This is a genomic window from Bradyrhizobium sp. MI1.10 (assembly GCF_055811035.1).
Genome location: NZ_JBVVPN010000004.1, coordinates 132,449 through 157,889 on the forward strand (window position 1 = coordinate 132,449; position 25,441 = coordinate 157,889).

General features: G+C 64.0%; 26 protein-coding genes. 15 read left to right on the forward strand and 11 right to left on the reverse strand.

The features are described 5' to 3' along the window. Positions 1 to 88 precede the first annotated feature (88 nt). Complete coding sequence (locus tag AC0L3K_RS06560; RefSeq protein ID WP_007592533.1) at positions 89 to 1,897, forward strand: adenylate/guanylate cyclase domain-containing protein; 1,809 nt, start codon at positions 89 to 91, stop codon at positions 1,895 to 1,897. 130 nt (positions 1,898 to 2,027) lie between these two features. On the opposite strand, the gene AC0L3K_RS06565 is transcribed toward AC0L3K_RS06560, so the two are convergent. Together AC0L3K_RS06565 and AC0L3K_RS06570 are read right to left on the reverse strand one after the other, a co-directional pair. Further along, positions 2,028 to 2,291, reverse strand: coding sequence for a hypothetical protein (locus tag AC0L3K_RS06565; RefSeq protein ID WP_007592535.1), 264 nt, complete (start codon positions 2,289 to 2,291; stop codon positions 2,028 to 2,030). A 188-nt stretch (positions 2,292 to 2,479) separates the two neighbouring features. Next, positions 2,480 to 3,964, reverse strand: a complete 1,485-nt coding sequence (locus tag AC0L3K_RS06570; protein WP_007592537.1) for an aldehyde dehydrogenase family protein — start codon at positions 3,962 to 3,964, stop codon at positions 2,480 to 2,482. A 113-nt stretch (positions 3,965 to 4,077) separates the two neighbouring features. On the opposite strand from AC0L3K_RS06570, the gene AC0L3K_RS06575 reads away from it, so the two are divergent. Next, complete coding sequence (locus AC0L3K_RS06575; RefSeq protein WP_007592538.1) at positions 4,078 to 5,160, forward strand: substrate-binding domain-containing protein; 1,083 nt, start codon at positions 4,078 to 4,080, stop codon at positions 5,158 to 5,160. Between the two features lie 33 nt (positions 5,161 to 5,193). On the opposite strand, the gene AC0L3K_RS06580 is transcribed toward AC0L3K_RS06575, so the two are convergent. Beyond that, positions 5,194 to 5,769, reverse strand: coding sequence for a hypothetical protein (locus AC0L3K_RS06580; protein WP_007592540.1), 576 nt, complete (start codon positions 5,767 to 5,769; stop codon positions 5,194 to 5,196). A gap of 157 nt (positions 5,770 to 5,926) precedes the next feature. Between AC0L3K_RS06580 and AC0L3K_RS06585 the strand changes: the two genes are divergently transcribed. After that, positions 5,927 to 6,865, forward strand: coding sequence for a LysR family transcriptional regulator (locus AC0L3K_RS06585; RefSeq protein WP_007592541.1), 939 nt, complete (start codon positions 5,927 to 5,929; stop codon positions 6,863 to 6,865). A 95-nt stretch (positions 6,866 to 6,960) separates the two neighbouring features. Further along, on the forward strand, positions 6,961 to 7,908 hold the full coding sequence (locus AC0L3K_RS06590) for a helix-turn-helix domain-containing protein (protein ID WP_007592542.1): 948 nt from the start codon (positions 6,961 to 6,963) through the stop codon (positions 7,906 to 7,908). Positions 7,909 to 7,945: 37 nt separating this feature from the next. On the opposite strand, the gene AC0L3K_RS06595 is transcribed toward AC0L3K_RS06590, so the two are convergent. The 5 genes from AC0L3K_RS06595 to AC0L3K_RS06615 all read right to left on the reverse strand — a co-directional run bounded on the left by AC0L3K_RS06595 (position 7,946) and on the right by AC0L3K_RS06615 (position 10,691). Further along, on the reverse strand, positions 7,946 to 8,530 hold the full coding sequence (locus tag AC0L3K_RS06595) for a TIGR00645 family protein (RefSeq protein WP_007592544.1): 585 nt from the start codon (positions 8,528 to 8,530) through the stop codon (positions 7,946 to 7,948). Between the two features lie 33 nt (positions 8,531 to 8,563). Further along, positions 8,564 to 9,199 (reverse strand): TerC family protein, encoded by a 636-nt coding sequence (locus tag AC0L3K_RS06600; RefSeq protein ID WP_007592545.1) that lies wholly within the window; start codon positions 9,197 to 9,199, stop codon positions 8,564 to 8,566. Next, entirely contained in the window at positions 9,196 to 9,558 is a 363-nt protein-coding gene (locus AC0L3K_RS06605) for a hypothetical protein (RefSeq protein ID WP_007592546.1), read from the reverse strand. Before AC0L3K_RS06605 ends, AC0L3K_RS06600 begins: the two co-directional genes overlap by 4 nt. 2 nt (positions 9,559 to 9,560) lie before the next feature. Next, positions 9,561 to 10,034 (reverse strand): tellurite resistance TerB family protein, encoded by a 474-nt coding sequence (locus tag AC0L3K_RS06610; protein WP_007592547.1) that lies wholly within the window; start codon positions 10,032 to 10,034, stop codon positions 9,561 to 9,563. A 276-nt stretch (positions 10,035 to 10,310) separates the two neighbouring features. Then, positions 10,311 to 10,691 carry a nuclear transport factor 2 family protein gene (locus tag AC0L3K_RS06615; RefSeq protein ID WP_007592548.1) on the reverse strand — a complete coding sequence of 127 codons (381 nt, stop codon included), beginning with the start codon at positions 10,689 to 10,691 and terminating at the stop codon, positions 10,311 to 10,313. 165 nt (positions 10,692 to 10,856) lie between these two features. Here AC0L3K_RS06615 and AC0L3K_RS06620 point away from each other — a divergent pair, with 165 nt between their 5' ends. The 7 genes from AC0L3K_RS06620 to AC0L3K_RS06650 all read left to right on the forward strand — a co-directional run bounded on the left by AC0L3K_RS06620 (position 10,857) and on the right by AC0L3K_RS06650 (position 19,339). After that, complete coding sequence (locus tag AC0L3K_RS06620) at positions 10,857 to 12,614, forward strand: MOSC and FAD-binding oxidoreductase domain-containing protein (RefSeq protein WP_007592549.1); 1,758 nt, start codon at positions 10,857 to 10,859, stop codon at positions 12,612 to 12,614. A 15-nt stretch (positions 12,615 to 12,629) separates the two neighbouring features. Beyond that, entirely contained in the window at positions 12,630 to 13,226 is a 597-nt protein-coding gene (locus AC0L3K_RS06625) for a redoxin domain-containing protein (protein ID WP_007592552.1), read from the forward strand. A 50-nt stretch (positions 13,227 to 13,276) separates the two neighbouring features. After that, a complete protein-coding gene (gene pdxR, locus AC0L3K_RS06630; protein WP_473365625.1) occupies positions 13,277 to 14,743 on the forward strand; it encodes a MocR-like pyridoxine biosynthesis transcription factor PdxR in 1,467 nt (488 codons plus the stop codon). 74 nt (positions 14,744 to 14,817) lie between these two features. Beyond that, positions 14,818 to 15,444, forward strand: coding sequence for an FMN-binding negative transcriptional regulator (locus AC0L3K_RS06635; protein WP_007592555.1), 627 nt, complete (start codon positions 14,818 to 14,820; stop codon positions 15,442 to 15,444). 92 nt (positions 15,445 to 15,536) lie between these two features. After that, a complete protein-coding gene (locus tag AC0L3K_RS06640) occupies positions 15,537 to 16,364 on the forward strand; it encodes a class II glutamine amidotransferase (protein WP_354127842.1) in 828 nt (275 codons plus the stop codon). Positions 16,365 to 16,385: 21 nt separating this feature from the next. Beyond that, positions 16,386 to 17,612, forward strand: coding sequence for a carboxylate-amine ligase (locus tag AC0L3K_RS06645; protein WP_219682540.1), 1,227 nt, complete (start codon positions 16,386 to 16,388; stop codon positions 17,610 to 17,612). Positions 17,613 to 18,199: 587 nt separating this feature from the next. Further along, positions 18,200 to 19,339: a hypothetical protein gene (locus AC0L3K_RS06650; RefSeq protein ID WP_354127840.1), complete on the forward strand. Its 1,140-nt coding sequence runs from the start codon at positions 18,200 to 18,202 to the stop codon at positions 19,337 to 19,339. 7 nt (positions 19,340 to 19,346) lie between these two features. Here the strand turns inward: AC0L3K_RS06650 and gor are convergent, their stop codons facing one another. The 3 genes from gor to rpiA are packed head-to-tail and all read right to left on the reverse strand — an operon-like array spanning position 19,347 to position 22,025. Next, complete coding sequence (gor, locus tag AC0L3K_RS06655; RefSeq protein ID WP_473365626.1) at positions 19,347 to 20,735, reverse strand: glutathione-disulfide reductase; 1,389 nt, start codon at positions 20,733 to 20,735, stop codon at positions 19,347 to 19,349. Positions 20,736 to 20,790: 55 nt separating this feature from the next. Next, entirely contained in the window at positions 20,791 to 21,309 is a 519-nt protein-coding gene (locus tag AC0L3K_RS06660) for a DUF2059 domain-containing protein (RefSeq protein WP_219682537.1), read from the reverse strand. A 2-nt stretch (positions 21,310 to 21,311) separates the two neighbouring features. Further along, on the reverse strand, positions 21,312 to 22,025 hold the full coding sequence (gene rpiA / locus AC0L3K_RS06665) for a ribose-5-phosphate isomerase RpiA (protein ID WP_219682536.1): 714 nt from the start codon (positions 22,023 to 22,025) through the stop codon (positions 21,312 to 21,314). Positions 22,026 to 22,200: 175 nt separating this feature from the next. Between rpiA and AC0L3K_RS06670 the strand changes: the two genes are divergently transcribed. The 4 genes from AC0L3K_RS06670 to AC0L3K_RS06685 all read left to right on the forward strand — a co-directional run bounded on the left by AC0L3K_RS06670 (position 22,201) and on the right by AC0L3K_RS06685 (position 25,421). Next, positions 22,201 to 22,890: an HAD-IA family hydrolase gene (locus tag AC0L3K_RS06670; RefSeq protein WP_473365627.1), complete on the forward strand. Its 690-nt coding sequence runs from the start codon at positions 22,201 to 22,203 to the stop codon at positions 22,888 to 22,890. Between the two features lie 136 nt (positions 22,891 to 23,026). Next, the gene (locus AC0L3K_RS06675; RefSeq protein WP_473365628.1) at positions 23,027 to 23,527 is read left to right on the forward strand and encodes a hypothetical protein; all 501 of its coding nucleotides are present in this window, start codon (positions 23,027 to 23,029) and stop codon (positions 23,525 to 23,527) included. Between the two features lie 108 nt (positions 23,528 to 23,635). After that, positions 23,636 to 24,670, forward strand: a complete 1,035-nt coding sequence (moaA, locus tag AC0L3K_RS06680) for a GTP 3',8-cyclase MoaA (RefSeq protein WP_473365629.1) — start codon at positions 23,636 to 23,638, stop codon at positions 24,668 to 24,670. A gap of 169 nt (positions 24,671 to 24,839) precedes the next feature. Further along, positions 24,840 to 25,421: a TRAP transporter small permease subunit gene (locus tag AC0L3K_RS06685; RefSeq protein WP_354127836.1), complete on the forward strand. Its 582-nt coding sequence runs from the start codon at positions 24,840 to 24,842 to the stop codon at positions 25,419 to 25,421. Positions 25,422 to 25,441: the final 20 nt, after the last annotated feature.

Sequence of the window (25,441 nt, forward strand, 5' to 3'; positions counted from 1 at the left end):
AAGCAGACCTGAGCACGATGATCCGGCATTCCGTCTTGTGACCCCGGACGAACGTCGGTGCTAGCCGAAAGCAGCTCTGCGTGCTTTGATGCGCAGGGCCAAATATCTTATTTTAGAGGCCATTTTGTTAGAGGCAATTTTGACCGGCGAGCGCGTGGAACGACGACTTGTAGCGGTATTGGCTGCCGATGTCGCCGGTTACAGCCGTCTCATGGGCGCCGACGAGGAAGGCACGCTGGCCCGGCTGAAGGCGGCTCGAAGGATCGTTGTCGACCCCACGATCGCTGCGCATCGCGGCCGCATCGTCAAGACCACCGGCGACGGCATGCTGGTCGAGTTTGCGAGTGCGGTCGACGCCGCGCGCAGTGCGGTCGAAGTCCAGCGCGGAATGGCGGCGCAGAACGCCGACGTCTCCCCGGCAATGAGGATCGATTTCCGGATCGGCATCCACATCGGCGATATCATCATCGATGACAACGACATCTTCGGCGATGGCGTCAACATTGCCGCGCGCCTTGAAGGAATAGCCGACCCCGGCGGCATCTGTATCTCCGACGATGCTCGTCGGCAGATTCGGGGCAAGATAGACGTCGCCTACGATGATATGGGCCTGCAAGCACTCAAGAATATCGCCGAACCGATGCATGCATGGCGCCTCCTTGTCGATGCGAATTCCTCTGCAGCATCAAAGCCAGCACAAGCGCCTGAAATTGCGCGACCGCTGGCGCTCCCGGACAAGCCATCCATCGCGGTTCTGCCGTTCCAGAACATGAGTCCCGATCTGGACCAGGAGTTCTTCGCCGACGGAATCGCGGAGGACGTCATCACGGCATTGTCGCGATATTCTTCACTCTTCGTCATCGCCCGCAATTCGTCGTTTTCCTTCAAGGGACGCGCGGTAGACGTGAAACAAGTCGGCCGCGAACTGGGCGTTCGCTATGTGCTTGAGGGCGGGCTGCGAAAATCCGGCAACCGCGTCCGAGTCACCGCGCAGCTTGTCGAAGCAGAGACAGGCAATCATGTCTGGGCGGAACGCTACGACCGCGATATAGCGGACATCTTCTCCGTACAGGATGACATCGCGCAGTCCACGACGATCGCAATCGCGCCGGTCATTGCCGGCGCCGAGCAACAGCGGGCAATGCGCAAGCCACCCGCAAGTCTTGATGCCTGGGGCGCCTACCAGCGTGGAATGTGGCATCTCGGCAAAGCGAGTACCGAGGATGATGCGCTTGCCGGAGAATTCTTTCAGCGGGCCATCGATCTCGATCCGATGTTCGCGCCCGGATATATCGGGCTCTCCACCGTGCTCAGTCGGTCGAAAGGAACACAAGTCGAAGAAGAAGAATTGGCGCGACGCGCGGTCGCTCTGGATCGCGGCAACGCAGACGCCCACTCACGCCTGGGGCTGGCGCTCAACGCTCGGGGCGATCACGGCGGAGCACGTGCGCAGGCCGAGCGTGCGCTGGCACTCTGCCCGAATCTCGCACCGGCTCACGGAGCGCTGGGCGTCATTCTCGCGTATTCTGGCTGTCCCAAAGAGGGCCTCGTCGCCCTCGAGACGTGCATTCGGCTGGACCCTCGTGACCCATCGCTGGTGAATCGCTTGAACCAGGTCGCGTTGGCTCACTATTTTTGCCGGGACTACACGGCCACAGTCGAGGCGGCGGAGCGCGCGATCCGAACATTTCCCGATTTTCCCTCCCCCTACCGCTGGCTTGCCGCAGCTCTCGGCCAACTCGGTCGAACCGCTGAAGCCGACGATGCGCTGCAGAAAGCAATCGCAATTTCATCAGCATCCTTCGAGTTTCAGGTCCGTCAACGGCCACCGTGGTTTCGGCCAGAAGATCACGCCCTCATGTTGGACGGCCTTCGTAAAGCCGGTTGGGAGGATTGAAGAGGCAGTTGACCGATTTCCATTCACGGCCCGTCGTGTCGGTGATGTAGCGCGGGGTCCGACGCAAGCGGCAAGCCGCCGGCCTGGGCGCGAACCGCCGCGGTTGCAGTCGGAACGACGAGTATGCGTCCTAGCGAATGATTGTCGTCAGCGACGAATAGCGCTTGTTCGGCTTGGCTTCGCCGGGCGCGAATTGCGCAAAGGCGTCGCTGACGCGGACGGCCGGCGGCGTATCGCCGGCGAAACGAAACTCCTTTGGCCGCGGCGCGTAGAAGCTGGCGCTGTAATAAGCATCGTCGAAGCGCGCCTCGCCGATCCCGAACATTGCGTCGCACGCGAACAGAAGTGCGTAGACTCCCGCGACCGCGACGACGACCTCCCTGAGAACTGACATTGCTGATGCCCCACCCTGTTGCAGGCAGGATGCACGCCGGTTCCAAAGCCGGGGTTTATGGCCGTATAGTTCTTGTCCGCAGGGTTTGCCGCCGCTGAGCGGAATGCAGACAATTTTACCGATCTCGAAAAAAGAGCCCGCCGGACCGGGTGATCAGGCGGGCTCAAGGCTTGGCCGCTCGGGAGGTTTCAAACGGCCAGATTCATCCAGACAGCCTTGGGCTCGGTGAAATTGTCGAGCGCGGCGGTGCCGTGCTCGCGGCCGAGGCCGGAGTCGCGCTCGCCGCCCCAGGGCAGGCGCACGTCGGTGTAGCCATAGGTGTTCATCCAGACCGTGCCCGCGCGCGCCCGCTTGGCGAAGCGCTGCAGCTTGCCGATGTCGCGGCTCCAGACGCCGGCGGCGAGGCTGTAAGCCGTGCCGTTGGCAATCCGCAAAGCGTCGGCCTCGTCCTTGAACTTGATGACGCTGACGACGGGGCCAAAGATCTCTTCCTGCGAGATCCGCATCTCATGCGCGACATTCGCGAACACCGCGGGGCTGATGAAGTAGCCGCGATCGCCTACCTTCTCGCCACCGGTGACGAGGGTCGCGCCCTCATTCCGGCCGATATCAACATAATCGAGGACCGATTTCATCTGCTTCTCGGATATGACGGGGCCGAGCGTCGTCTTGCGGTCGAGCGGGTCGCCGATCCTGAGCGACTTTGCGCGCGCTGCCAGTCGCTCGACGACCTCGTCATGGGCCTTCTCCTGCACCAGCACGCGGGAGCCTGCCGAGCAGACCTGGCCTGCATTGAAGAAGATGCCGGAAGCCGCAGCTTTCGATGCGGATTCGAGATCCGCATCGTCGAAAATGACGTTGGCCGACTTGCCGCCCAGCTCGAGCGAGACGCGCTTGAAGTTGCTTGCGGCGCCCTTCATGATTCCCCGCCCGACACCGGGAGAGCCGGTGAAGGTGACCTTGTCGACGTCGGGGTGATTGACCAGCGCGTCGCCGACGACGCGGCCGGGGCCAGTGACGACGTTGAAGACGCCCGCCGGCAGGCCGGCTTCAAGCGCGAGCTCGGCGATGCGTAGCGCCGACAACGAGGTCAGCTCGGCCGGCTTCATCACGATGGTGCAGCCGCAGGCCAGCGCCGGCGCAAGCTTCCACATCCCGATCATCAGCGGGAAATTCCAGGGCACGATCGCCGCGACCACGCCGACCGGCTCGCGCACGGTGTAGGTCAGGGCATCATCGCGCACGGGCACGACGTCGCCGCTGATCTTGTCGGCCCAACCGGCGTAGTAGATCAGCGTGTCGACGGCGGCCGGAAAATCCTGCCGCGATGTCGCGGAGATCGGCTTGCCGGCGTCGATCGATTCGAGTTCGATGATCTCCTCGGCGTGGGCCTTGAGCAGGTCAGCCCAGCGCAGCAGTATCTGGCCGCGTTCGGACGCCCGCATCGTGCGCCAGGAGCCTTCGAAAGCCCGGCGCGCGGCGGCGACCGCATGCTCGACATCGGCCTCGTTGCCTTCGGCGACGACGGCGATGACCTGCCCGGTGGCCGGATTGAGCGACTTGAAGGTGCGACCGGAGCTTGCGGGGACGCGGCGGCCGTCGATCAGCAGATGCTGTGGGCGGGACATGAACTCGGTGGCCGGCGAATGTGCAAAGTCATATGCAACAGACATCATATTTCCTCCAGTTCTGGTATGCCAGACTAGATGTCTGTAGAGCGGAGTAAATATGATATGGTTTGCAAATGGACGCTCCTGATATGAAGTCCAGTTCATAAAGAGGACCAATGCTTCAGATCGAGATCGAGGCCGTATGGCGGTTTCGCCGCGAGGGCAATCCGCGCACAGCCATCATCATGCTCGGCGTCCTCAACGAAATCCGGAGGACCGGGAAGATCACCAGCGCGGCCAAGGACGCCCACCTCTCCTATCGCCATGTCTGGAATCTGATCGAGCAATGGTCGGAGTTCTTCGGCACGCCGCTGGTCGAGACCCAGCGCGGCAAGGGCTCAAAGCTCACACCGTTCGGCGAGCGGCTGGTGTGGGCGGGCGAGCGCATGCAGGCCCGGCTCGGACCTCAGCTTGAAAACCTCGCGCAGGAATTGGCGAGCGAGATCAAGCCGTTCCTCGAGCAGCGCCCGTCGGTGATCCGCGTGCATGCCAGCCACGGCTTTGCGGTGGCAAAACTGCGCGAATTCCTCGACCGCGAGCCGGGCATCGGCGTCGATCTGCGCTATGTCAGCAACCAGCATTCGCTGGTCTCGCTGGCGCAGGGCGCCTGCGATCTCTCGGGCCTGCATCTGCCGCACGGCGCGCTGCGCGCCCAGGGCATCAAGGCTGCGCGCGAATGGCTCGATCCACGCGAGGATCGCATCGTCAGCTTCGTCACACGCGAAATGGGATTGATGGTCGCGCGCGGCAATCCGCTGCGCATCGCTTCGCTCGACGATCTCACCGGACCAAAAGTCCGCTTCGTCAATCGCGACCACGATTCCGGCACGCGGCTCCTGTTCGACCAACTGCTCGCGGCAAGCGGAATTGACGAGAGCCGTATCAACGGCGCGCAGCAGATCGAGTTCACCCACGCCGCGGTCGCAGCCTATGTCGCGAGCGGCATGGCCGATGCGAGTTTCGGCGTCGAGGCCGCCGCCCGGCATTTCGGCCTCGATTTCATCCGGCTCCTGACCGAGGATTATTTCTTCGTCTGCAAGCGCGCGTTCCTGGACACCGGGCCGATGCAGCGCATCCTGGAGATCATCCGCAGCGCCAATTTTCGCGCGGCTGTCGCTACGCTACCCGGCTATGTGCCGTCGGACACGGGCACCGTCACCGGTGTGAAGGCGTTTCTGGAGATGCACGCCGTGCGATAATGCCGAAGGATGCCGTCGCCTTATCCGCGCCGGTCAGATCGCCGGCTCGTCCTTCAGCGCCGACAGGACCCGCTCGCCCTGCGCGGTCAGCCGGTACGTCACCAGCGGACGGCTCGACGGTGGTTTGCGCGCGAGCTCGACGATGTAGCCGCGCACCATCAGGGCTTCGAAGCTGCCGTAATAGCCGAACATGCTGATCTGGTTCTGCCTGAGCAGCTTGAACTCGCGCAAGAGACGGATCTCGTTGCCCGACAGCAGCGACCGGCGCACGCGCTGAACGAACCGCGCGCGCTGCTCGAACCAGTTTTGGTCCGGCAGTTCGTGCAAGGCCGGTGCCGGGGCCCGTTCGCAGGGACGCGCGTCCTGCGCAATCTCGACCGTCACCTGCGGCAGGCACGGCATGCTGCTGCTGACAACCGCGTCCTTCGCGACGTCGAGCAACGCGAGCGGCCAGCGCCGCTTGTTGTCCACCATGACCGGCGGTGGCATGACGCTGTCGCGCACCAGCTGCTCGAAGCGTCCGGCGGTGACGCCGACATAGGCCGCCGCGCGACGGCGATCGACCAGACGCGTATCCGGCGCGACCTCGCAAACAATGTTCTCGTCCACCCCGGATCCCCTGGCGCCTCGTTGCGCATGGCATGACGGTCCGGCGGGACCGGCCAAGCCGGGCGCGAACCTAGGTGGGAGGAGCGTGCTCGAAAAGCACAGAATTTCGTACATATTGATGCCGTTTCGGCAACAGCTATAGTGGGCCGGGGATCCCATGCGCTTTCACTCACCGGCCATCCAGTACTTCCACGCCGTCCGCCGCACCGGTTCGATTCGGGCCGCGGCGCGCCTGCTGAACGTTGCCTCGTCGGCCGTAAGCCGCCAGATTCTCAAGCTCGAACAGGAGGTTGGGTCACCGTTGTTCGAGCGCAATGCGCGCGGCCTGACGCTGACGACGGTCGGCGAGATGTTGGCCCGGCACGTCATGAACGTGCTCCAGGACCTCGACCGCTTCCGCTCGGACGTCGCGTCCCTGTCGGGGACCTGGCACGGCACCGTCAGCATTGCCTGCATCGAGTCGCTCACGGAATCGGTGCTGCCGGACCTGATCGCCTCACATCGCGGCCGCGCCCGGCGCGTCAGCTTCACCACCGAGGTGAAGGGATCGTCGGATGTGCTGGAGGCCCTGAGCCGCGGCGAGGCCGACATCGGCATCGCCATGGCGCTGCGCCATCCGCCGGACCTGCGCCAGGTCGCCTTGAAACGGTTTCGCCTCGGCGCCGTCGTCGCGCGCGAGCATCCACTGGCGCGCCGCAAGACGGTCACCCTAACCCAATGTCTCGCCTTTCCCGTCATCCACGCGCTGCCGGAGCTGTCGATCTATCATCTGCTCCAGCCGCTGATCGCGCAGCTGTCCGAGACGCCGGAGCCTGCCATCCAGGCCAACTCGATCGACCTGATGCGCGAGCTCGCCGCGCGCGGCGTCGGCGTCGCCTTCCAGACCCAGCTCGGCATCGACAGGCTGTCGCGCGACAGCCGGCTCGTCTTCCTGCCACTCGACAATGCCGGCAGTCCGGTGTGGTCAGATCTCGGCATCTACGTTCGCGCCGAGCGCACCCTGCCCGCCCACACGGAATCCTTCCTCCAGGAGCTGGTGCGCGAGCTGGGCGAGCGCGAGCGGCGGGAAAACGCGGCCTATCCGCAGGTTGCGTGATGAAGCGTCGCAGTAGTTTCCCGGGATAGGGCCGACGGTCGACCATCTGATACCGTTTGTATTTTGCGGCTCATCCCTCGCGCCAGGATCCCGAAATGCCGCTAGCTCGGCTGAAGCCTTCGCGAATCCTCGGCATCGAGCGCTTCTCGGATTTCGCCGAGTTTCGCGCCAACGAGGTGCTCGGCCTCGGCATCAGCACGCCGCTCCGCCCGCGCGAATTCTCGCTGTCTCGCGCCATCCTGCCGCTCCAGGATGGGTTGTTCGTGCTCCAGCGCTCCTTTGCACGGCGATTTGAGGCCGAGATCGGCACGGACAATGGTGTCGGCCTCGTCGTCCCCCTCACGTTTCACTCCACCTCCAACGGCCGCGAGGTCGACAATTCAACGATTGCGATCATGCGCGGCAAAACCCCCGTCGACGCGATCGAGCATCATCCCAACACTTACCTGATGCTGCGCTTCAACTCGGACATGCGCCATCGCGGCTGGACGGATTTCGACACCGGCCTCGCATATGTTCGCGCGCAGGACCATCCGATGGCGCGCCTACGTGCCGCTATCCTGGAGATGTTCTCACTCGCCTCGGCGTGCAACGATCCCCGGCAATTCGAGGCGCTCAACCGACCCATCCAGGAGACGCTGCTCGCCTGTCTCGACGATGCCATGGCGCCGGCCGGCGGGCTGACCGCGCGACGCGGATCGTTCGCCAAGCACCGCAAGCTGATCGCGCGCCTCGACGAAATGGTCATGTGGTCCGGCAGCAAGGCACTCTACAGTGACGACCTCGCCTCTGCGCTCGGCGTATCGGTGCGTACGCTGCAGACCGCCGCACATGCGGTGCACGGCGTGAGCCTGCACCACTATCTGCGCCTCAAGCGGCTGTGGTCCGCCCGCATCCAGCTCATGGTCGGAGGCGGCGGCATGAGCGTCAAGGCCGCAGCGCTCGGCAACGGCTTCTGGCATCTTGGTGAGTTCTCGCGCGGCTACAGATTGGCGTTCGGCGAGGCACCCTCCGAGACGCTGGCGCGGAGCCGACGTTCCTGAGCGCAGCCTTCGGTCTTTGAGCGGCCGTCTGTCACACTCAGCCGTGACCAGCTCCCTTGCGCTGGCCGCTATCGCTGAGGCGGTCGACCCAGGCGATGCCGATTGCGGAAATGATGAAGGTCAGGTGGATGAGCACCTGCCACATCACGCCGCTTTCGGTGAAATTGCTCCGCGTCGTGCCGAGATTGCCCGCCTCGATGAAAGTCCTGAGCAGCGAGATCGAGGAGATGCCGATGATTGCCATCGCAAGCTTGATCTTGAGCACGCTGGCATTGACGTGGCTGAGCCATTCCGGCTCGTCCGGATGACCGCTGAGGTTCAGGCGCGAGACGAAGGTCTCGTAACCGCCGACGATCACCATCACCAGCAGGTTCGAGATCATCACGACATCGATCAGCCCGAGCACGACCAGCATGATCTGCTGCTCGCTGGCGTCGAACGAGTGCACGACCAGGTGCCAGAGCTCCTTCAGGAACAGCAGCACATAGACGGCCTGCGCGACGATCAGGCCGACATAAAGCGGGACCTGCAGCCAGCGCGAGCCAAAGATGAGTTGGGCAAACGGGCCGATTTGCGGCGCCGGCACGGAAACCGCCGAAGGTGCTTTGGGTTCGGACGTCATTGATCACTCCGGATGATAGACAGACGCGTTGCCTCAGAGACTCGCGATCACAGGCGCGAGCTCGAGCGAGCCGCGATAGATCATCTCGAAGGCGACGTAAACGATGATGGCGAGGCCGACATAGCCGATCCAGCGCTGCTTCTGGAGCACGCGGCCGAGCAAATCGGCGGCGACACCCATCAGCGCGACCGACAATAACAGGCCGAAGGCGAGGATGTAGGGATGCTCGCGCGCGGCGCCCGCGACCGCGAGCACGTTGTCGAGCGACATCGAGACGTCGGCGGCGACGATCTGCACGGCCGCCTGCCTGAAGGTCTTTCGGGAGGCAGGAGCAGCGCCGCTGCCACCATGGCTGAACGCGAGCTCGTTCGCATGCGCGGACTGCTCGCGTAGCTCCCGCCACATCTTCCAGCACACCCAGAGCAGCAGCACGCCGCCGGCGAGCAACAGCCCGATCACTTGCAGAAGCTGGGTCGCGACGCCGGCAAAGACGATGCGCAGGGCGGTCGCGGCGATGATGCCGACGACGATGGCGCGCCGGCGCTGCTCGGCCGGCAGGCCGGCTGCGGCAAGGCCGATGACGACGGCGTTGTCGCCGGCGAGCACGAGGTCGATCAAGACGACCTGAAGCAGCGCGGTCAACGCTTCGGTGGTGATGAATTCAGTCATGATTGGTCATTTTTCGGTGCGGCAGGATCGAGCCATTGCGGCTTCTTCCGCTCGACCCAATCCAAAACCTTGCTGCGCGAGGATCGCAGCGCGGGCACGTCTTCCGCGAGCAAAGCGAGGCCGAGCGGCAGCATCCAGACGCCGAGCACCGGCAGGAACGAGAGCACGCCGCCGACAATCAGCAGCGCGCCCGAAGGGATTCTCACCCAGCGGCTGGACGGCTTGAGCAGATAGGCGACGGTTTCGCCCATGCGCGGCGGCAGGCGATGGACAAGCTTGTCGAGGCGCGGGTCGCCGCCAGCCATCTGGCCGGTAGCGCCCGCAGTCCCTGTCTTATCCTCGTCCGAAACTGCGCTCATGCTTACTCCTCGGCGGCGATGCGCTGTTCGGCGCGCACGGCGCCCGGCGCCACCTGCTTTGCGCGGGGCAGCACCAGCGTCAGCAGGCGCAACAGCTTGATCGCCTGCACTTCGTGGGGATGCACGTCCTCGTCCGCGGCCGCGACGCGCTCCGACAGCTCCATCAAATGAGCCGACAGCGGCAGGTCCGAAACCGGACGCAAATTCTCGATCACCACATTGGCGAAATCCGGTTCCTCGAGCCGTTCGGCAAGCTCGTCGAACATGGCGTAGAGCCGGTTCTCGGATATGTGCGGTGCCAGCTTGCGATCCCGGATGAAACGGACGACCTCGTCGCGTTCGACCGGCGAAACTTGGCGGTCGGCAACCGCAACCAGCGCGCCGACAATCACCAGCGCCACCGCAGCCTGCTCGTTCAGGCTGGACGGCTCCGTGATCTCGATTTCGATCGGATTTGAATGCTTGGCGTCAGACATCGTTGCTCCCTTATCTTGCGAAATGACCGCACGGGGCTGCGATGGGGACGATTGGGTCGGAGAGGCTCTCAAGAAGGCCCGACGATCGGCCGATCCATCGCATTCGCGCGGGACAGGTCATCCGACATCACGAGGTTTTGCCGACAGTGTCGACGTCCTCGCCAGAGGGGCCCGGATTCTTGTTCCTTTCACACATAAAGATGGGGCTGTCGGAATCAAGGCGACGCGGCTGCGACCAGCCGCCGCATCGGGTTCCGTGTTGCGACCGAGCCCGTGTTACCCCACCCGCTCGACAAGATGCGCCCGCGAGGGCGACGGCTCGAACCCGTCGCCGAAATACTGCGTCTCGTGCGCCACGAGGCCGTCGCGGAATTCCATGATGCTCACGACGTAGGACGGCACGCCGTCATAGGTCAGCACGAATTCGCTTACCCAGAGATCGTTACCGCCGACGATGCGCCGAACCGTGAAGCGCTTCTTGTTCGGTTGTACGAACCGGCTCTGCTGGATGTTGCTGCGACCGCGGATCCGCTCGCCGGATTGCGGATAGTCGAGCACCGCGTCCTCGCGGTAGATGTCGTGCTCGGCCTCGAAATCGTTCGCGTCCGAAGCGTCCCAATGGCGCTGGAGCGCGGCCAGCTTACCCTGATCATCCATCGTGATCTCCCGTTTGACTGTGTTCTCGTTATGCCATCTGAGATTGGCCTCAAGGCCGCCGGTGGCAAGGCTTGCTCGCAACGTCTAACAACGACTAACGAGCCAAAAACCCCATCCGAATGCAAGGATGACGGCAGAACCGCGCAGTCAGATCGGGAACACGCAATGGCAAATCTGCTTTCGGTCAATGTCGGCCTGCCGCGCGACGTTGCCTGGCAGGGTCGGACCGTCCACACCGGCATCTGGAAGGCGCAGGTCGCAGGCCCGCGCAGGGTGCGCCGGCTCAACATCGATGGCGACGGCCAGGGCGATACGGCCGGTCATGGCGGCGAACATCGTGCCGTATTCGTCTATCAGGAGGAATCCTATCGGTACTGGCAGGAGCATCTGGGTCGATCGAACCTCGTTCATGGCCAGTTCGGCGAGAACTTTACGGTCGAGGGCCTCGCCGACACCAACGTGTGCATCGGAGACCGCTACAGGATCGGCTCCGCGGTGTTCGAAGTGACCCAGCCGCGCGTCACCTGCTACCGGCTCGGTATTCGCATGGAGGAGCCGGACATGGCCGCGCTGCTCGTCAGGCACGGGCGGCCGGGATTCTATTTTCGTGTGATCGAGGAAGGCGACGTCGAGGCCGGTGACGAGATCACGCAGATCGCCGTGGGACCCGAGCGCATGAGCGTGTCCGAGATCAATGCGTTGCTTTACCTGCCGCCGCATCCGCACGAACGCCTCGAGCGCGCGCTGCGGATTCCCGCGCTGAGCCGCGGCTGGCACCGTTCATTCGAGGCGCTGCTCGAGCAGCAGAAGGAAAACAAGACCGCGGGAAACGCCGGGCTTGGGCCGGCGGCGAGCGCTCCTCCGGCCTGGCGCGGATTCCGTTCCTTTCGCGTGGCGCGCAAGATCGCCGAAAGCGACAACGTGACGTCGCTGATCCTCGAACCCGTCGACGGACATCCCGTGGCGGCCGCCCTGCCCGGTCAGTTCGTCGTCATCAGGCTCGAGCCTTCCCGTGCGCAGCCGATGACGCGCAGCTATTCGCTGTCGAGCGGCTCCGATGCCGCGTCCTATCGCATCAGCATCAAGCGCGAAGTTCACGGCGCCGCCAGCCGTTACATCGCCGACGAGCTGGTGGACGGCGCTGCCGTGCAGCTCGGTGCGCCACGCGGCAGTTTCACGCTACGACCGGGCACCGGGCCCGTCGTCCTGCTGAGCGCCGGTATCGGCGTCACCCCGGTGCTCGCGATGCTCCACGCCCTCGCCGCTGAAGCGACGACGCGGGACGTGTGGTGGCTGCACGGCACCCGCAACGGCCGCGAACATGCGTTCGCCGCCGAGGCGCGCGAATTGCTAGGTGGGCTCTCTCGTCACCATAGCCACGTCTGCTACAGCGCGCCTGACCCGGGCGATCGTCTCAATGTCGCGTTCGATACAGCCGGACATCTCGACGCACGCCTGCTCCAGAGCCTGAGCGTGCCGCGTGACGGCGATTTCTATCTGTGCGGACCGACAGCTTTCATGAGCGATCTGAAAGCTGGCCTCACCACGTTGGGCATCGCACCGGATCGCATCCACACCGAATTGTTCGGCGCCGGACCATCCTTGACGCCCGGCATAGCATCCTCTCCGCAGAAGCGAGCGCACCCGCCGGTCGGCGCTCCTGGCCCCGGCCCGATGGTTTCGTTCGCCCGCAGCGGCCTCAATGTCCGCTGGGGACCGGCCTATGCCAGCCTGCTGGAATTGGCCGAAGCCTGCGACGTTCCCGTGCGCTGGTCGTGCCGGACCGGCGTCTGCCACAATTGCGAGAGCGGATTGATCGCAGGGACGGTCGACTATGCGCCGGATCCGCTCGATCCGCCGGCGGACGGCAATGTCCTGATCTGCTGCGCACGGCCCCGAAACGACGTCGTGATTGATCTGTAAAACTGGGAGAGCGTAATGCGACCTGACATCATGCCGGGAGTAACCTTCCCGGATTACGAGCTCAGCGACCACACCGGCAAGCACCGAAAGCTCTCCGAACTGCAGGCGGGCGCTCCCATGGTGCTCGTGCTCGGCCGCGGCGGATACTGTCCGAAGGATCGCCGCCAGGCCGAAGGCTTGCTCCAGCTCCATCGCGAGATGGAGGTGGGCTATTGCCGGATGGTCACGATCACGACCGACAACATCACCCAGACCAGCGAATATCGCAGCGGCGTCGGAGCGCACTGGCCCTTCCTCTCGGATTCGCGGCGCCTCGTTCAGAAGGATCTCGACATCGCCGAATACACCGACCCCGTCCACAATCCGATGATTCCGCACGTGATCGTGCTCGAGCCCGGCCTCGTCATTCACAAGATCTACAACGGCTATTGGTTCTTCGGCCGTCCAACCGTCGAAGAGCTCCGCCAGGACCTCAGGGCAGTCGGCATGAAGTGCCGGCCGGATTGGGACATCACGACGCCCGGCCTTAGGGCACTGTGGGACCAGGGCCGCAAGGAGCATTTTCATCCCTACGGCAAGGCTTACGTCGAAACTCTCGGCGAACGGGATTAGAACCACATTCCGACATCGTCCGCTCGGGCGAATGCCGGCTTGGAATGTGGATGACCCAGATGAAGACCAATCCCGCGCCCCGTGCCGACCGCATGGGCGCGCGCCAGATCTACGAGGCCTTGAGAGATCAGATCCTGGCGCGGGTGTACGGGATCGACGGTTTGCTGCCGTCCTCCCGCGCGCTGGCCGGCGAGATGGGCGTGGCACGCTCGACCGTGACGATCGCCTACGAACAGCTCGCCGCCGAAGGCTTCATCGAGACACGCCATGGCGCGCGGCCGCGTGTGGCTCGCGCCGTCGTCGAGCGAGGACACGCGCGCGTAGTGTCGCGACCGTCGGCGCGGAAGGTGCGGCTGTCGGCTTTCGGGGACCGGTTGCTTCAAGACCCGCCGCGCTGGACCGAGCCGCCGCGCGGGCTCGTCGCCAACTTCCGCTATGGCGAGCTCGCGCCGTCGGATTTCCCGGTAGTGGCATGGAAGAAGGCCGTGACTGCTGCGATGGCACGCAAGCCCGAGCGGCTGGCCTATGATGACCCCTGCGGCGCGCTGCGGCTGCGGACCGCGCTCCAAGGCTATCTGTGGCGGTCGCGCAGCGTCCGCTGCGAGGTCGATCAGATCGTCGTCGTCAACGGCTCGCAGCAAGGCCTCGACATCTGCGCGCGCCTGCTGCTCGATGCCGGCGACCGCTTCGTGATGGAGGATCCCGGCTACCAGATGGCGCGGCATACTTTTGCGGCGACGGGCGCCAAGACGATCCCGATTCCCGTCGACGCGGATGGATTGGAGACCACGCGGCTCGAGGGCGTCGAAGCCCGCCTCGCCTATGTCACGCCGTCGCATCAATATCCGCTCGGCGGCGTCATGCCGATCGGACGCCGGCACCAATTGCTCGCCTGGGCCCGGACAAACGACGCCTACGTGATCGAGGACGATTACGACAGCGAGTATCGCTACGACACCAAGCCGATCCCGCCGCTGCATGCGCTGGAAGGCGGCGGCAACGTGATCTATCTCGGCACCGTCTCCAAGACGCTGTCGCCGACCTTGCGGATTGGATATCTGGTGGTGCCCAGCGCCCTGCGATCCCTGTTCGCCGCCGCCAAGCAGATCATGGACCGGCACACGCCGCTGATCGAACAGGACGCACTCGCGTCGATGCTGGAAAGCGGCGCCTATGACGGCCACATCAGACGCGTGCGCCGGCGCAACGCCGAACGCCAGCGCACGCTGCTCGACGCGCTTCGCCGCCGGTTCGGGGATCGCGTCCGGATCGAGGGCACGGCCGCCGGCCTGCACATCGTGGCGTGGTTCGACAACCTGCCACAGAAGCGAGAGGACGCGTTGATCAAGGCGGCCCATGCAAAGGGCGTCGGCATCTATCCCGTCTCGGCACTGTTCGTCGGACCTCGCCGACCGCGGAAGACAGTCGGCCTCGTCATGGGCTATTCGGCACTGGAGGTGTCACAGATCGAGCGCGGCTGCAGGCTTCTCGCTCAGGCCGTCGCCGAACTGGACTGATTAAATAGGCGATAACTGGCAGTTTATTATAGGCCAGATTCCGGCTATCTCCAGACCAACACCGGAGATAGACCATGTACATCCCTCCCGCCTTCAAGGACGATATCGAGAGCATCCGGGCGACCATTCGCGGCGCCCGCCTCGCCAGTCTGGTCACGGCCACCACCGAAGGCCCGGTCGCCACACCGCTGCCGCTCTTTCTCGATGAGAGCGAAGGCGAGCATGGCGTGCTGTACGGACATGTGGCGAAAGCCAATCCGCAATGGAAACTGCCGCCGATCGGAGATGCGCTGGCGATCTTCAGCGGTCCCGACGCCTATGTGACGCCGTCCTGGTACGCGACCAAGCAGGAGACCGAAAAGGTCGTGCCGACCTGGAACTACGTCGCGGTGCATGCCTACGGCCCGGTCGAATTCTTCCAGGAGCCCGAGCGCCTGCTCGACGCCGTGACGCGGCTCACGAACAGGCACGAAGGATCGCGTGCCAAGCCTTGGGCCGTGACGGATGCCCCTGCGGATTTCATCGCCGCGCAGCTGCGCGGAATCGTCGGCGTGCGCATTCCCGTCATGCGGTTCGAAGGCAAGCGCAAGATGAGCCAGAACCGTCCCGAGGCCGACCGGGTCGGCGTCGCACAAGGTCTCGCAGCTAGCGAGAACGCGCTGGATCGCGAGGTTGCTCCATTGATTCCGGTGCCGGTGTAGTGACCACTTGGTTCCCGACACTCGCTGTCGGGAACCATCCTCCTGTCAGGTTCGTTGATACATTTCAGCAAGCATCTCCTGACAGGATTCCCATGTGTCGCTGGATCGCATACCGTGGCGAGACCACGTCTTTCGAGCCCTACGTCACCGAGCCCGAGCATTCGCTGATCGCGCAAAGCATCCGCTCGCTCCAGTCGACGGCCGGCTCGAATGGCGACGGCTTCGGTCTCGGCTGGTACGGCGAGCATCCGGAGCCTGGTCTTTATCGTGAAACACGCCCGGCCTGGTCGGACGAAAATCTCCGCTATCTCTGCCGGCATCTGCGCTCGCATCTGTTCTTCGCCCATGTGCGCGCCGCCACCGGCACGGCGGTGACACGGCAGAACTGTCATCCCTTTGCCTGCGGCCACTGGATGTTCATGCACAACGGTTTCGTCGGCAGCTGGAATCGCCTACGGCGCAAGGTCGAGGCGCTGATCCCCGACGCCTACTATCCTTCGCGGACAGGCACGACCGATTCGGAAGCCGTATTTCTCGCCATGATGGGCGCGGGGCTCGATGCCGATCCCTTGGGTGCGACGCATCGCGTGCTGCGGGCCCTCGTCGATCTCGTCAACGAAGGCGAGCTTCGTGAGCGGCTACGCTTCACCAGTGCCATCGCCAACGGCCGCGATCTCTATGCCTTCCGGGGCGCGGTCAACGATGCCGCCAACACGCTGTATTTCCGCGAGGCTGGCGGCCAGGTCATCGTCGTGTCCGAGCCGTTCGACAAGGAAACGGACTGGACGGAAGTGCCCGCGAATCACGCGCTGGTCGCACGTGCGTCCGAAAGCGCGAAAATTGTTCCGTTCGACCTTGCAATTTCCGGTGGGCTCGACGCGGAACCCGCCCCCGTCAGAAGGATTAACGCCCGCAGGTAAATACCTTGGCCGGGTGGCACAATGACATTTGCATCAGACGTTTTAAAACTGCTGCGGCTCGATTCCTCGGAAGACAAGCAGCACCTCGTCATTCGCTCGGCCGGCGGACGCGGCAAGGCTGCGGAATATTCGTTCGGCATCGAGGAGGAATACTTCCTCGCCGATCGCCGTAGCCTGGAGGTCGCGATTCAGACCCCCAATGAGCTTTTCGAATCTGCAAACTGGTCGACAGGCGGCCAGGCGATGCGGGAGATGTTGCAGTCCCAGCTCGAGGTCGCCACCAACGTTCATGTCGACGTCGCCGACGCGCGCGAAGAGCTTCGCTTCCTGCGGCGCGAAGTCGCGAACGTCGCGGCACAATACGGCTTCGTGATCATGGCCTGCGGCACGCATCCGACCGCGGTCTGGCGCATGTCGCAGCCGAGCCCCAAGCCGCGCTACGAGGAGATGATCGAGGATCTGCGCAGCATCGGCCACCGCAACCTGATGTGCGGCATGCATGTGCACGTCCAGCTGCCCGATCCCGAAAAGCGCACGGCGGTGATGCGAGCGATGCTGCCGCATTTGCCGTTGTTCATCGCCCTGTCGGCCTCCTCTCCGTTCTGGAATTCACACAAGACCGGTCTGAAGGGCTACCGGCTCGCCGCTTATTCCGAGCTGCCGCGCACAGGCCTGCCCGAATTGTTCGAGAGCAGGCAAGATTACGACGAATATGTCGGCGCCTTGCAACGCTCCGGCGTGATCCCCGATGAAAGCCACATCTGGTGGGCCATGCGCCCATCCATGAAGCACCCGACCCTCGAGTTGCGTGCGCCCGATACCTGCACCTTCGTCGACGACGCCGTTGCCATTGCCTCGCTCTATCGCTGCCTGACGCGCTATCTCTACCTGCGACCTCATCTGTCGAAAGAGGTCACCGCGGTCGAACGCGCGATTGCGGTGGAGAACAAATGGCGAGCCCAGCGCTACGGCACCGATTGCATCTTTGCCTCCAGGGAGGGGCCGGTCGAGATCTCCGAACTGCTCTCCCGCGTGATCGAGGACGTCGCCGGGGACGCGGCCACGCTGAACTGCGCCGCCGAGGTCGAACACTGCCGCACCATCGTCGAGCGTGGCAGCTCGGCTGAATTCCAGCTTCGTGCCTTCCGCGACAATGCGGAGGACATCGCCGCCGTGTCGCGCTGGATCGCAGACGCGACGATCTCGGGGACGAGCGCCGCGCCGGCAAGCGTCCCTACGCCCTCATAGCGCCCGCGCAAGCTTCGGGAGCAACAATGTCGCTCCTGAATTCGGAAGCTCGCGGGGAGAACCATGAATCGCGTCAAATGTTGTGCCGGCTGCGGCCATGGCCTCATTCCGATGCTCTCGGCCAAAGGTCGTGCGGAGCTCAGCTGCCTCTGGTGCGAGCTGATCGAGGCGCGTGCAGCAGACATGGCGAAGTGGGCTGACAGCCCGTACGGAAAGCGCGAGCGGACGGTGCGTCGATCTTTCGAATGAACGGCTTCAGACACCCGGCCGCCAACTTCTCCTGATCGGCGCGGCTGCACGTCCGCGCCAGAATGCCGACAAATTAGACAAGACACGTCTCGTCGCCAGGCTTGCAGACTGGGCGAACATGGCCATGCAGGCTGGCGAAGCGTGTCATCTAACCTCAGGTGCAACCTTGATTTTTCTTCGAGTGGCGGCGGGTCGCAAAGCCTCCGTGCCGCGCGGCGCCGAGACTGGCCCAAAATTCGCAAGGCAGCATCAGGCCTGATCCCCTGCTCTCCTGATTGCAGCAGCAAGATGCGTGCGCCGAGAGAGACCGGGTGAGCGGCCTAGAATCGGAGACTGCCATGAACGTGCATGCCGCCGGCGATCTCAAAATCACCGGCCTGACCCGCCCGGACGGCGCCCCCCTTCGCCTCAACGACCGGGATTTCGTGGCGATCGACCGCGACCGGAATGCGAAGTTCGAGGCGACGTACCGGCCGCAGGCCCTCTACAATCGCGCCAACGAGGGCTTTCACGCCAACAACGAAACTTTCCTGCTGCACGAGGTCGCGACCAATCTGCCGATCTATCTGCCCGACACCGGACCGACAGATTTCCATCTTCATCTGCCACCGGGCGGCTTTCAGCTCGTGCTGGTCACCTCGGGCGCGTTCACCTTCGACTATGACGGGCGCTTCTACAATGTCGGCCCCGGCGCGGTGATGCTGCAAAGCGCGATCGTGCACCGCCAGCTGTTCTACACCTGGTCGGGACTGTCGACCGAAGAGAATTTGAAGACACCACAAACAGTGGCGCCGGATCCGATTTCCATGGGCTATTCCGGCAAATTCCTCGAAGCCTTCATCACCGATCCGACGACCTTTCCAAACCCGACCATTGTCGGCCCGGATCAGATCAACGAAGACGAGACGCCACGGGTGGCATGGAGCCACTCTCTGCATGATCGCCCGGCCGATGCAGGCTTCTGGCTTCAAGACCCTTTGGCGCTCGACGCGCTGTTCAAGCCGCTCACCGACAGCCCGGTCAAATCGGCCATGCCGGTTTACGTGCGCGACATCGGCATTGAAGTGCCGAGCGGCCGTCTCGTCACCGGCCACATCATCGCAACCGACCCACGCGGCCAATCGCTGCTGCCCAAGAGCACGTCGGCAGCAGCGGACACCACATGTTTCGCCAAGGGCGAGGTCGTGATCTACCGCGTCATCCGCGGCACGGCCGAATTCAAGAACAAGACTGGCGAGACCTTTGAGCTCACGGCCGGCGATGTGGTGACGGCAGGCAAGAACGCCACAAGCCTCATCGGTGTCGGTGAGAACACGCAGGTCCTTCGGCTCGGCCTTCTCAAAGGCATGAACGACCTCCGCAGCTGGACGCCGACGCAACGCGACGAAATCGACGGCCTCGCCGGTCAGATCATCACGCAGAGGGACATCCGTCCCCTGCGGACCGAGGGCAAGCCGGTCGGATATTTGTACGGCTGAGCGGAGTTTACTCCGCCGCCTGGCGCACGTGGCGTGCGGTCGGGGTGCGCATGGTGACGAGTTCTTCGGCCGCGGTCGGATGCAGCGCGATCGTCGCATCGAAATCGGCCTTGGTCGCCTTCATCTTCACGGCAATCGCGACTGCCTGCGTGATCTCGGCCGCGGCATCGCCGACGATGTGACAGCCGAGCACGCGGTCGGAGGCACCGTCGACGACGAGCTTCATCAGCACGCGGGTATCGCGGCCCGACATCGTCGCCTTGATGGGGCGGAACGTGGTCTTGTAAATGTCGACATGGCCAAATTGCGCGCGCGCCTCGGTCTCAGTGAGGCCGACGGTGCCGACCTCCGGCTGCGAGAACACGGCGGTCGGGATGTTGGCGTGATCCACCTGCACCTCGCGCTTGCCGAATACGGTGTCGGCGAACGCATGGCCCTCGCGGATCGCGACCGGCGTCAGGTTGAAGCGATGGGTGACATCGCCGATCGCATAGATGCTGTCGACCGAACTCTTCGAGAAATGGTCGACCGCAATGCCGCCGTTCCGCGGGTTGATGGCGACGCCGGCCTTCTCCAGGCCGAGATTGGCCACCGCCGGATGGCGGCCGATCGCGAACATCACCTGGTCGGAAGCGAGGCTCGATCCGTTCGACAGATGCGTGGTGAATTCTTCGCCGTGCCGATCGACCTTCGTCACAGTGCAGCCGGTGAGAATGGTGATCCCCTGCTTCTCCATCTCGGCGCGGACATGGGCGCGAACATCCTCGTCGAACCCGCGAAGAATGTTGTCGCCGCGATAGATGACTGTGACGTCGGAGCCGAAGCCGGCGAAGATACCGGCGAACTCCAGCGCGATGTAGCCGCCGCCCTGGATCACGATCCGCTTCGGCAGCCTGGTCAGGTGAAACGCCTCGTTGGAGGAGATCACGTGCTCGATGCCGGGAATCGGAGCACCGTGATTGGGCGCGCCGCCGGTGGCGATCAAAATGTATTTTGCGGTGATCTTCCGGTCGTTCTCGAGCAGGCGGACCGTGTGTTTGTCCTCGATCACCGCCCGGCTCTTGACGATCTGCGCGCCTGACTTCTCGACATTGGCGGTGTAAGCCGCCTCCAGACGCGCGATCTCCTTGTCCTTGTTGGCAATCAGCGTCGGCCAGTCGAAGGTCGCAGGCGGAACGGTCCAGCCAAAGCCGGCGGCGTCCTCGATCTCGTGACGGAAATGCGAGCCGATGACGAACAGCTTCTTCGGTACGCAGCCGCGGATCACGCAGGTCCCGCCCATGCGGTACTCTTCCGCGATCATGACGCGGGCGCCGTAGCCGGCCGCGATGCGGGCGGCACGCACGCCGCCCGAACCGCCACCGATGACAAAGAGGTCGACGTCGAATTCAGCCATTGTCCACTCCGACCTCTTTCAGAACATGATCCGGATTCTGATCAGATAGGAACTGTCAGATCTCCTTGCCACGCTTGCGCATCTCGGCGCGGAAGTTGCCCATCACGGTCTCGGAGAAGTTCTGGGCCCAGGAGTTCATGAAGGCCATGCTCAGCCCGATCGCGCGCGGCTCGGCCTCGATCAGCTTCTTGCCCAGCGGCGACTTGTAGAAGGTGACGAGATCCTTCAACTCCTGCTCGGTGAACTCGCTGGCATAGACCTGCGCCATGCCATCGCCGATTTCGCTCTCGCGGCCTTTGAGCTGCTGGGCGACGATCTGGGCGACCTCGGTGAGGTCCTTCTGGTAGTTCAGGTTCTGCTGGATCAGCGCGATCTTGGTCTTCTCGACCAGGCCGGGCACCGCGTTGGCGTACATCGCACTGGCGTTCTTGATCGCCAGGATCTCCTTGGCGGCCGCGACGGCGGCCGGCGACGATTTCGGCGCCGCGGCCTGCTGGGCCCCGGCCGGGGCGACCGAGAGGGCCAGTCCCACAGCGAGAGTCGCGACCGGCAACAATTTCAAAACGCTCTTCATTCCTAGTCTCCTTTCGGCTTTCGCCGTTCAATCACGCGAATTCCTTCGCCACCCGCCAAAACAGCCGAGCTGGCCAAGCCGATGAACAAACCATGTTCGACGACGCCGGGGATCGCGCTCAACGCCGTGGCAAGGCGGGCGGGATCCTCAATCTTTTCGAGCTGGGCATCGACGATCCAGTGGCCGCCATCGGTGACGAAAACGTGGCCGTCCTTGCCGTTGCGGACCGCCATCTGCCCGGAAACGCCGCATTCCGCAAACGCCTTCTCGATCGCGCGCCGCGTTGCGCCGAGCCCGAACGGGATGACTTCGACCGGCAGCGGAAAGCGGCCAAGTGTCGGGACCCATTTGGTGTCGTCGGCAATCACGATCATGCGATCCGAGGCGGCCGCCACGATTTTCTCGCGCAACAGCGCGCCGCCGCCGCCCTTGATCAGATTGAGTTCGGGATCGATCTCGTCGGCGCCGTCGACGGTGATGTCGAGATGGTCGATCTCGTCCAGCGTGGTCAGCGGCACGCCGCAGCGGATTGCATCGAGGCGCGTCGCCTCGGAGGTCGGCACGCCGATCACTTTGAGTCCAGCGCGGACCCGCTCGCCGAGCAGCTCGACGAAATGTTTTGCGGTCGAGCCGGTGCCGAGCCCGAGCTGCATGCCGTCACGGACGTCCTCGAGGGCGCGCGCCGCAGCCTGCCGCTTCAACTGGTCCATATTCACGTTTGCGCCGTCCCTGAATTACGAGTGTCGTGCCTTATAGGCTCGCGGCGGCCTGTGTAGCCTCGTTTTCCCTCGGAGAACAGGGTCTGGGGAACAGGCCTCCCGCCCCACCTTATAAGGTGATCTTATGGCTTCCGCCCTTGCGCGGGCGGGGCCGGGCCGGTAGCGCTGGACCATGACCTCCCCCCACACCATCGTCTTCGATCTCGACGGCACGCTTGTGGATACGGCGCCCGACCTGATCACCGCGCTCAATTACGTGCTCGACCGCGAAGGGCTGCCGCCCGTGCCGATGGCCTCGGCCCGCAACATGATCGGCGCCGGCGCCCGCAAGCTGATCGAGCGGGGGCTGGAGGCCGAGGGCCGCAGCGTCACGGTTGGCGACATGGACCGGATGACGGCCGATTTCATCGCTTATTACGCTGACAATATCGCCGTCGAATCCCGGCCCTTCGAGGGACTGGAGGCCGCACTCGACCATTTTGCGGCCCAGGGCCATCGTCTCGCGGTCTGCACCAACAAGCTGGAATGGCTGTCGAAGCGCCTGCTGGACCAGCTCGACCTGAGCCGACGCTTCGCCGCGATCTGCGGCGCCGACACTTTTGGCGTCCAAAAGCCCGATCCGACCATTTTCCGCGAAACGGTGGCGCGGGCCGGCGGCGAGGTCAAAGCCAGCATCATGGTCGGCGACGCCGGACCCGATGTCGGCGTGGCCCGGCGCGCCGGAGTTCCCGTGATCGGGGTCAGCTTCGGCTATACGGACGTCCCGATCGCCGAGCTGAAGCCGGACCGGCTGATCCATCACATGCGCGACCTGCCGGCAGCCGCCAGCAGCCTGATGACTGCGCAGGCAGATCTCAAATAGCTGAGATAGCTTGATTATTCCGCAGAAATCCCGCGTTAACCATCTATTAACTATGCGAGGCCCGCCGGTTGCTCGCTCGGAACGACACTCCTAAGTTTGTCCGGGGTGTGGCGGTTCGCCGCACTAGGTGAATGTCATGCGTCGTGTCATCTCGTTTTCATTAGCTGGAGTGAGCGTCCTCGGGGCAACGAGCCTTGCCGGCTGCTCCTCGATGTCTTCAACTTCCTGGAACATGTTCAAATCGGCCCCGCCGACCGTCCAGGTCCGGCTCGAATCCAATCCTGCGGGTGCTGACGCCACGACCTCGCTCGGACAGGGCTGCAAGACCCCCTGCTCCGTATCGGTTCCCGCCCCCGACGTCCCCTTCACGGTCGCTTTCGCGCTGCCGAAATACCAGCCGGTAAGCGTGCCGGTGAACGTCATCAAGAACCCCGGCGACTTCACGACGCCCGCCTCGGTCACCACGGACCCCAACCCGGTTTTCGCGGAGCTCCAGCCGGCCGTTCCGCCAAAACCGGTCCGCAAGCCGCACCGGCTGAAGAAGCCGAAACCGGCGGCGCCCGCCACCGCCCCGGCTGCTGCTGCCGCACCGGCTGCGGGCTCGCCGTTCCCCGATCCGAACACGGGCAAGCGCTGACCTCCGTCATCCCCCCAATTGTCTCTGACGCCTCCGATGCTTAGATTGCGTTCAGGGCGCCGCTGAAGCAAAGCTGCTCCCGCCGCCGCAAGTGACAAGGCATTTGGTATGAACGGACTTTCCGCGAGCTCCCGCGCCGCGCTGTCGAGCGCGATGACCGATCCGTTCGGACGGACCATCTCGTATTTGCGCGTCTCCGTCACCGACCGCTGCGACCTGCGCTGCTTCTACTGCATGTCGGAAGACATGACGTTCCTGCCCAAGGCGGACCTGCTGACGCTGGAGGAACTCGACCGGCTCTGCTCGGCCTTCATTGCCAAGGGCGTGAAGAAGCTGCGGCTCACCGGCGGCGAACCGCTGGTCCGCCGCAACGTGATGACATTGGTGCGCTCGCTGTCGCGGCATCTCGAGAGCGGTGCGCTGGGCGAGCTGACGCTGACCACCAATGGCACCCAGCTTGCGAAGCATGCCAGCGAACTCGCCGATTGCGGCGTCCGCCGCATCAACGTCTCGCTCGACACGCTCGACCCACAAAAGTTTCGCGAGATCACCCGGTGGGGCGAGATCGACAAGGTGCTGGAAGGTATCGAGGCGGCACGCGCTGCGGGCCTCGCGGTCAAGATCAATGCCGTTGCGCTGAAGAACCTCAACGAGGACGAGCTTCCCGACCTGATGCGCTGGGCCCACGGCAAGGGCATGGGGCTGACGCTGATCGAGGTCATGCCGATGGGCGAGATCGGATCCGGACGAATCGACCAATACCTGCCGCTGTCGCTGGTGCGCGCGCGCCTCGCCCAGCAGTTCACGTTGACGGATCTGGCCGAGAGCACCGGCGGGCCCGCGCGCTATGTCAGCGTCGCCGAGACCGGCGGCAAGCTCGGCTTCATCACCCCGATGACCCATAATTTCTGCGAATCCTGCAATCGCGTGCGCGTCACTTGCACGGGAACGCTGCACACCTGCCTCGGCCACGAGGATGCCTCCGATTTGCGCAAACCTCTGCGTGCATCGGACGACGATTCGCTGCTTGCGGATGCGATCGACCGCGCCATTGGCCTGAAGCCCAAGGGCCACGATTTCATCATCGACCGCCGCCACGACCGCCCCAGCGTCAGCAGGCACATGAGCGTCACCGGCGGCTAGCATCGGCTGCCCGGCCGCGGCTTATTCCCCTTAACTATCAACAAACTTCCGATTGACTGGCGGCAAACTCGCTGGTTTGGTGCGGCTGCCTCATGCCTGCGCGGCGAGACAAGCCAACGCGCCACTCGGCGCAGTCAAGACGGCCGGGGCAAATCGGGGAGGACCAATCTTGCAAGCGCTCCTGAAGCTGAGCAATGGAATTGACGCGTTCACACGTTGGACGGGCAAGCGTCTGGCTTGGCTGATCCTGGTCGCCGTCGTCATCTCGGCGCTGAATGCGATCATTCGGAAGACGTTGGACACGTCGTCCAACTCGTGGCTCGAGCTGCAATGGGTGCTTTTCAGCATCGTATTCCTGCTGTGCTCGTCGTGGACGCTGCTCGATAACGAGCACATCCGGATCGACATCTTCAACAGCATGATGCCGAAGCGGGCTCGCAACATCATCGACATCATCGGGCACATCTTCTTCCTGATCCCGCTGACCGTCGTCATGATCGTCACCGGGGTACCGTTCTTCCTGCGCTCGCTCCAGATCAACGAGCAATCCGGCAATGCGGGCGGCCTGCCGCAATGGCCGGCAAAAGCGCTGATCATGATCGGCTTCGCCCTCCTGCTCGTTCAAGGCATTTCCGAGCTGATCAAGCGAATTGCGATCATGCGCGGCATGATCCCGGACCCACACGAGTCGCAGGTGTCCGCACTGGAGGCCGAGGTCGAGCACCTCGTCGAAGCGATCGAAAAAAAGTAGCCGTTGGCGACGGTTTAGGG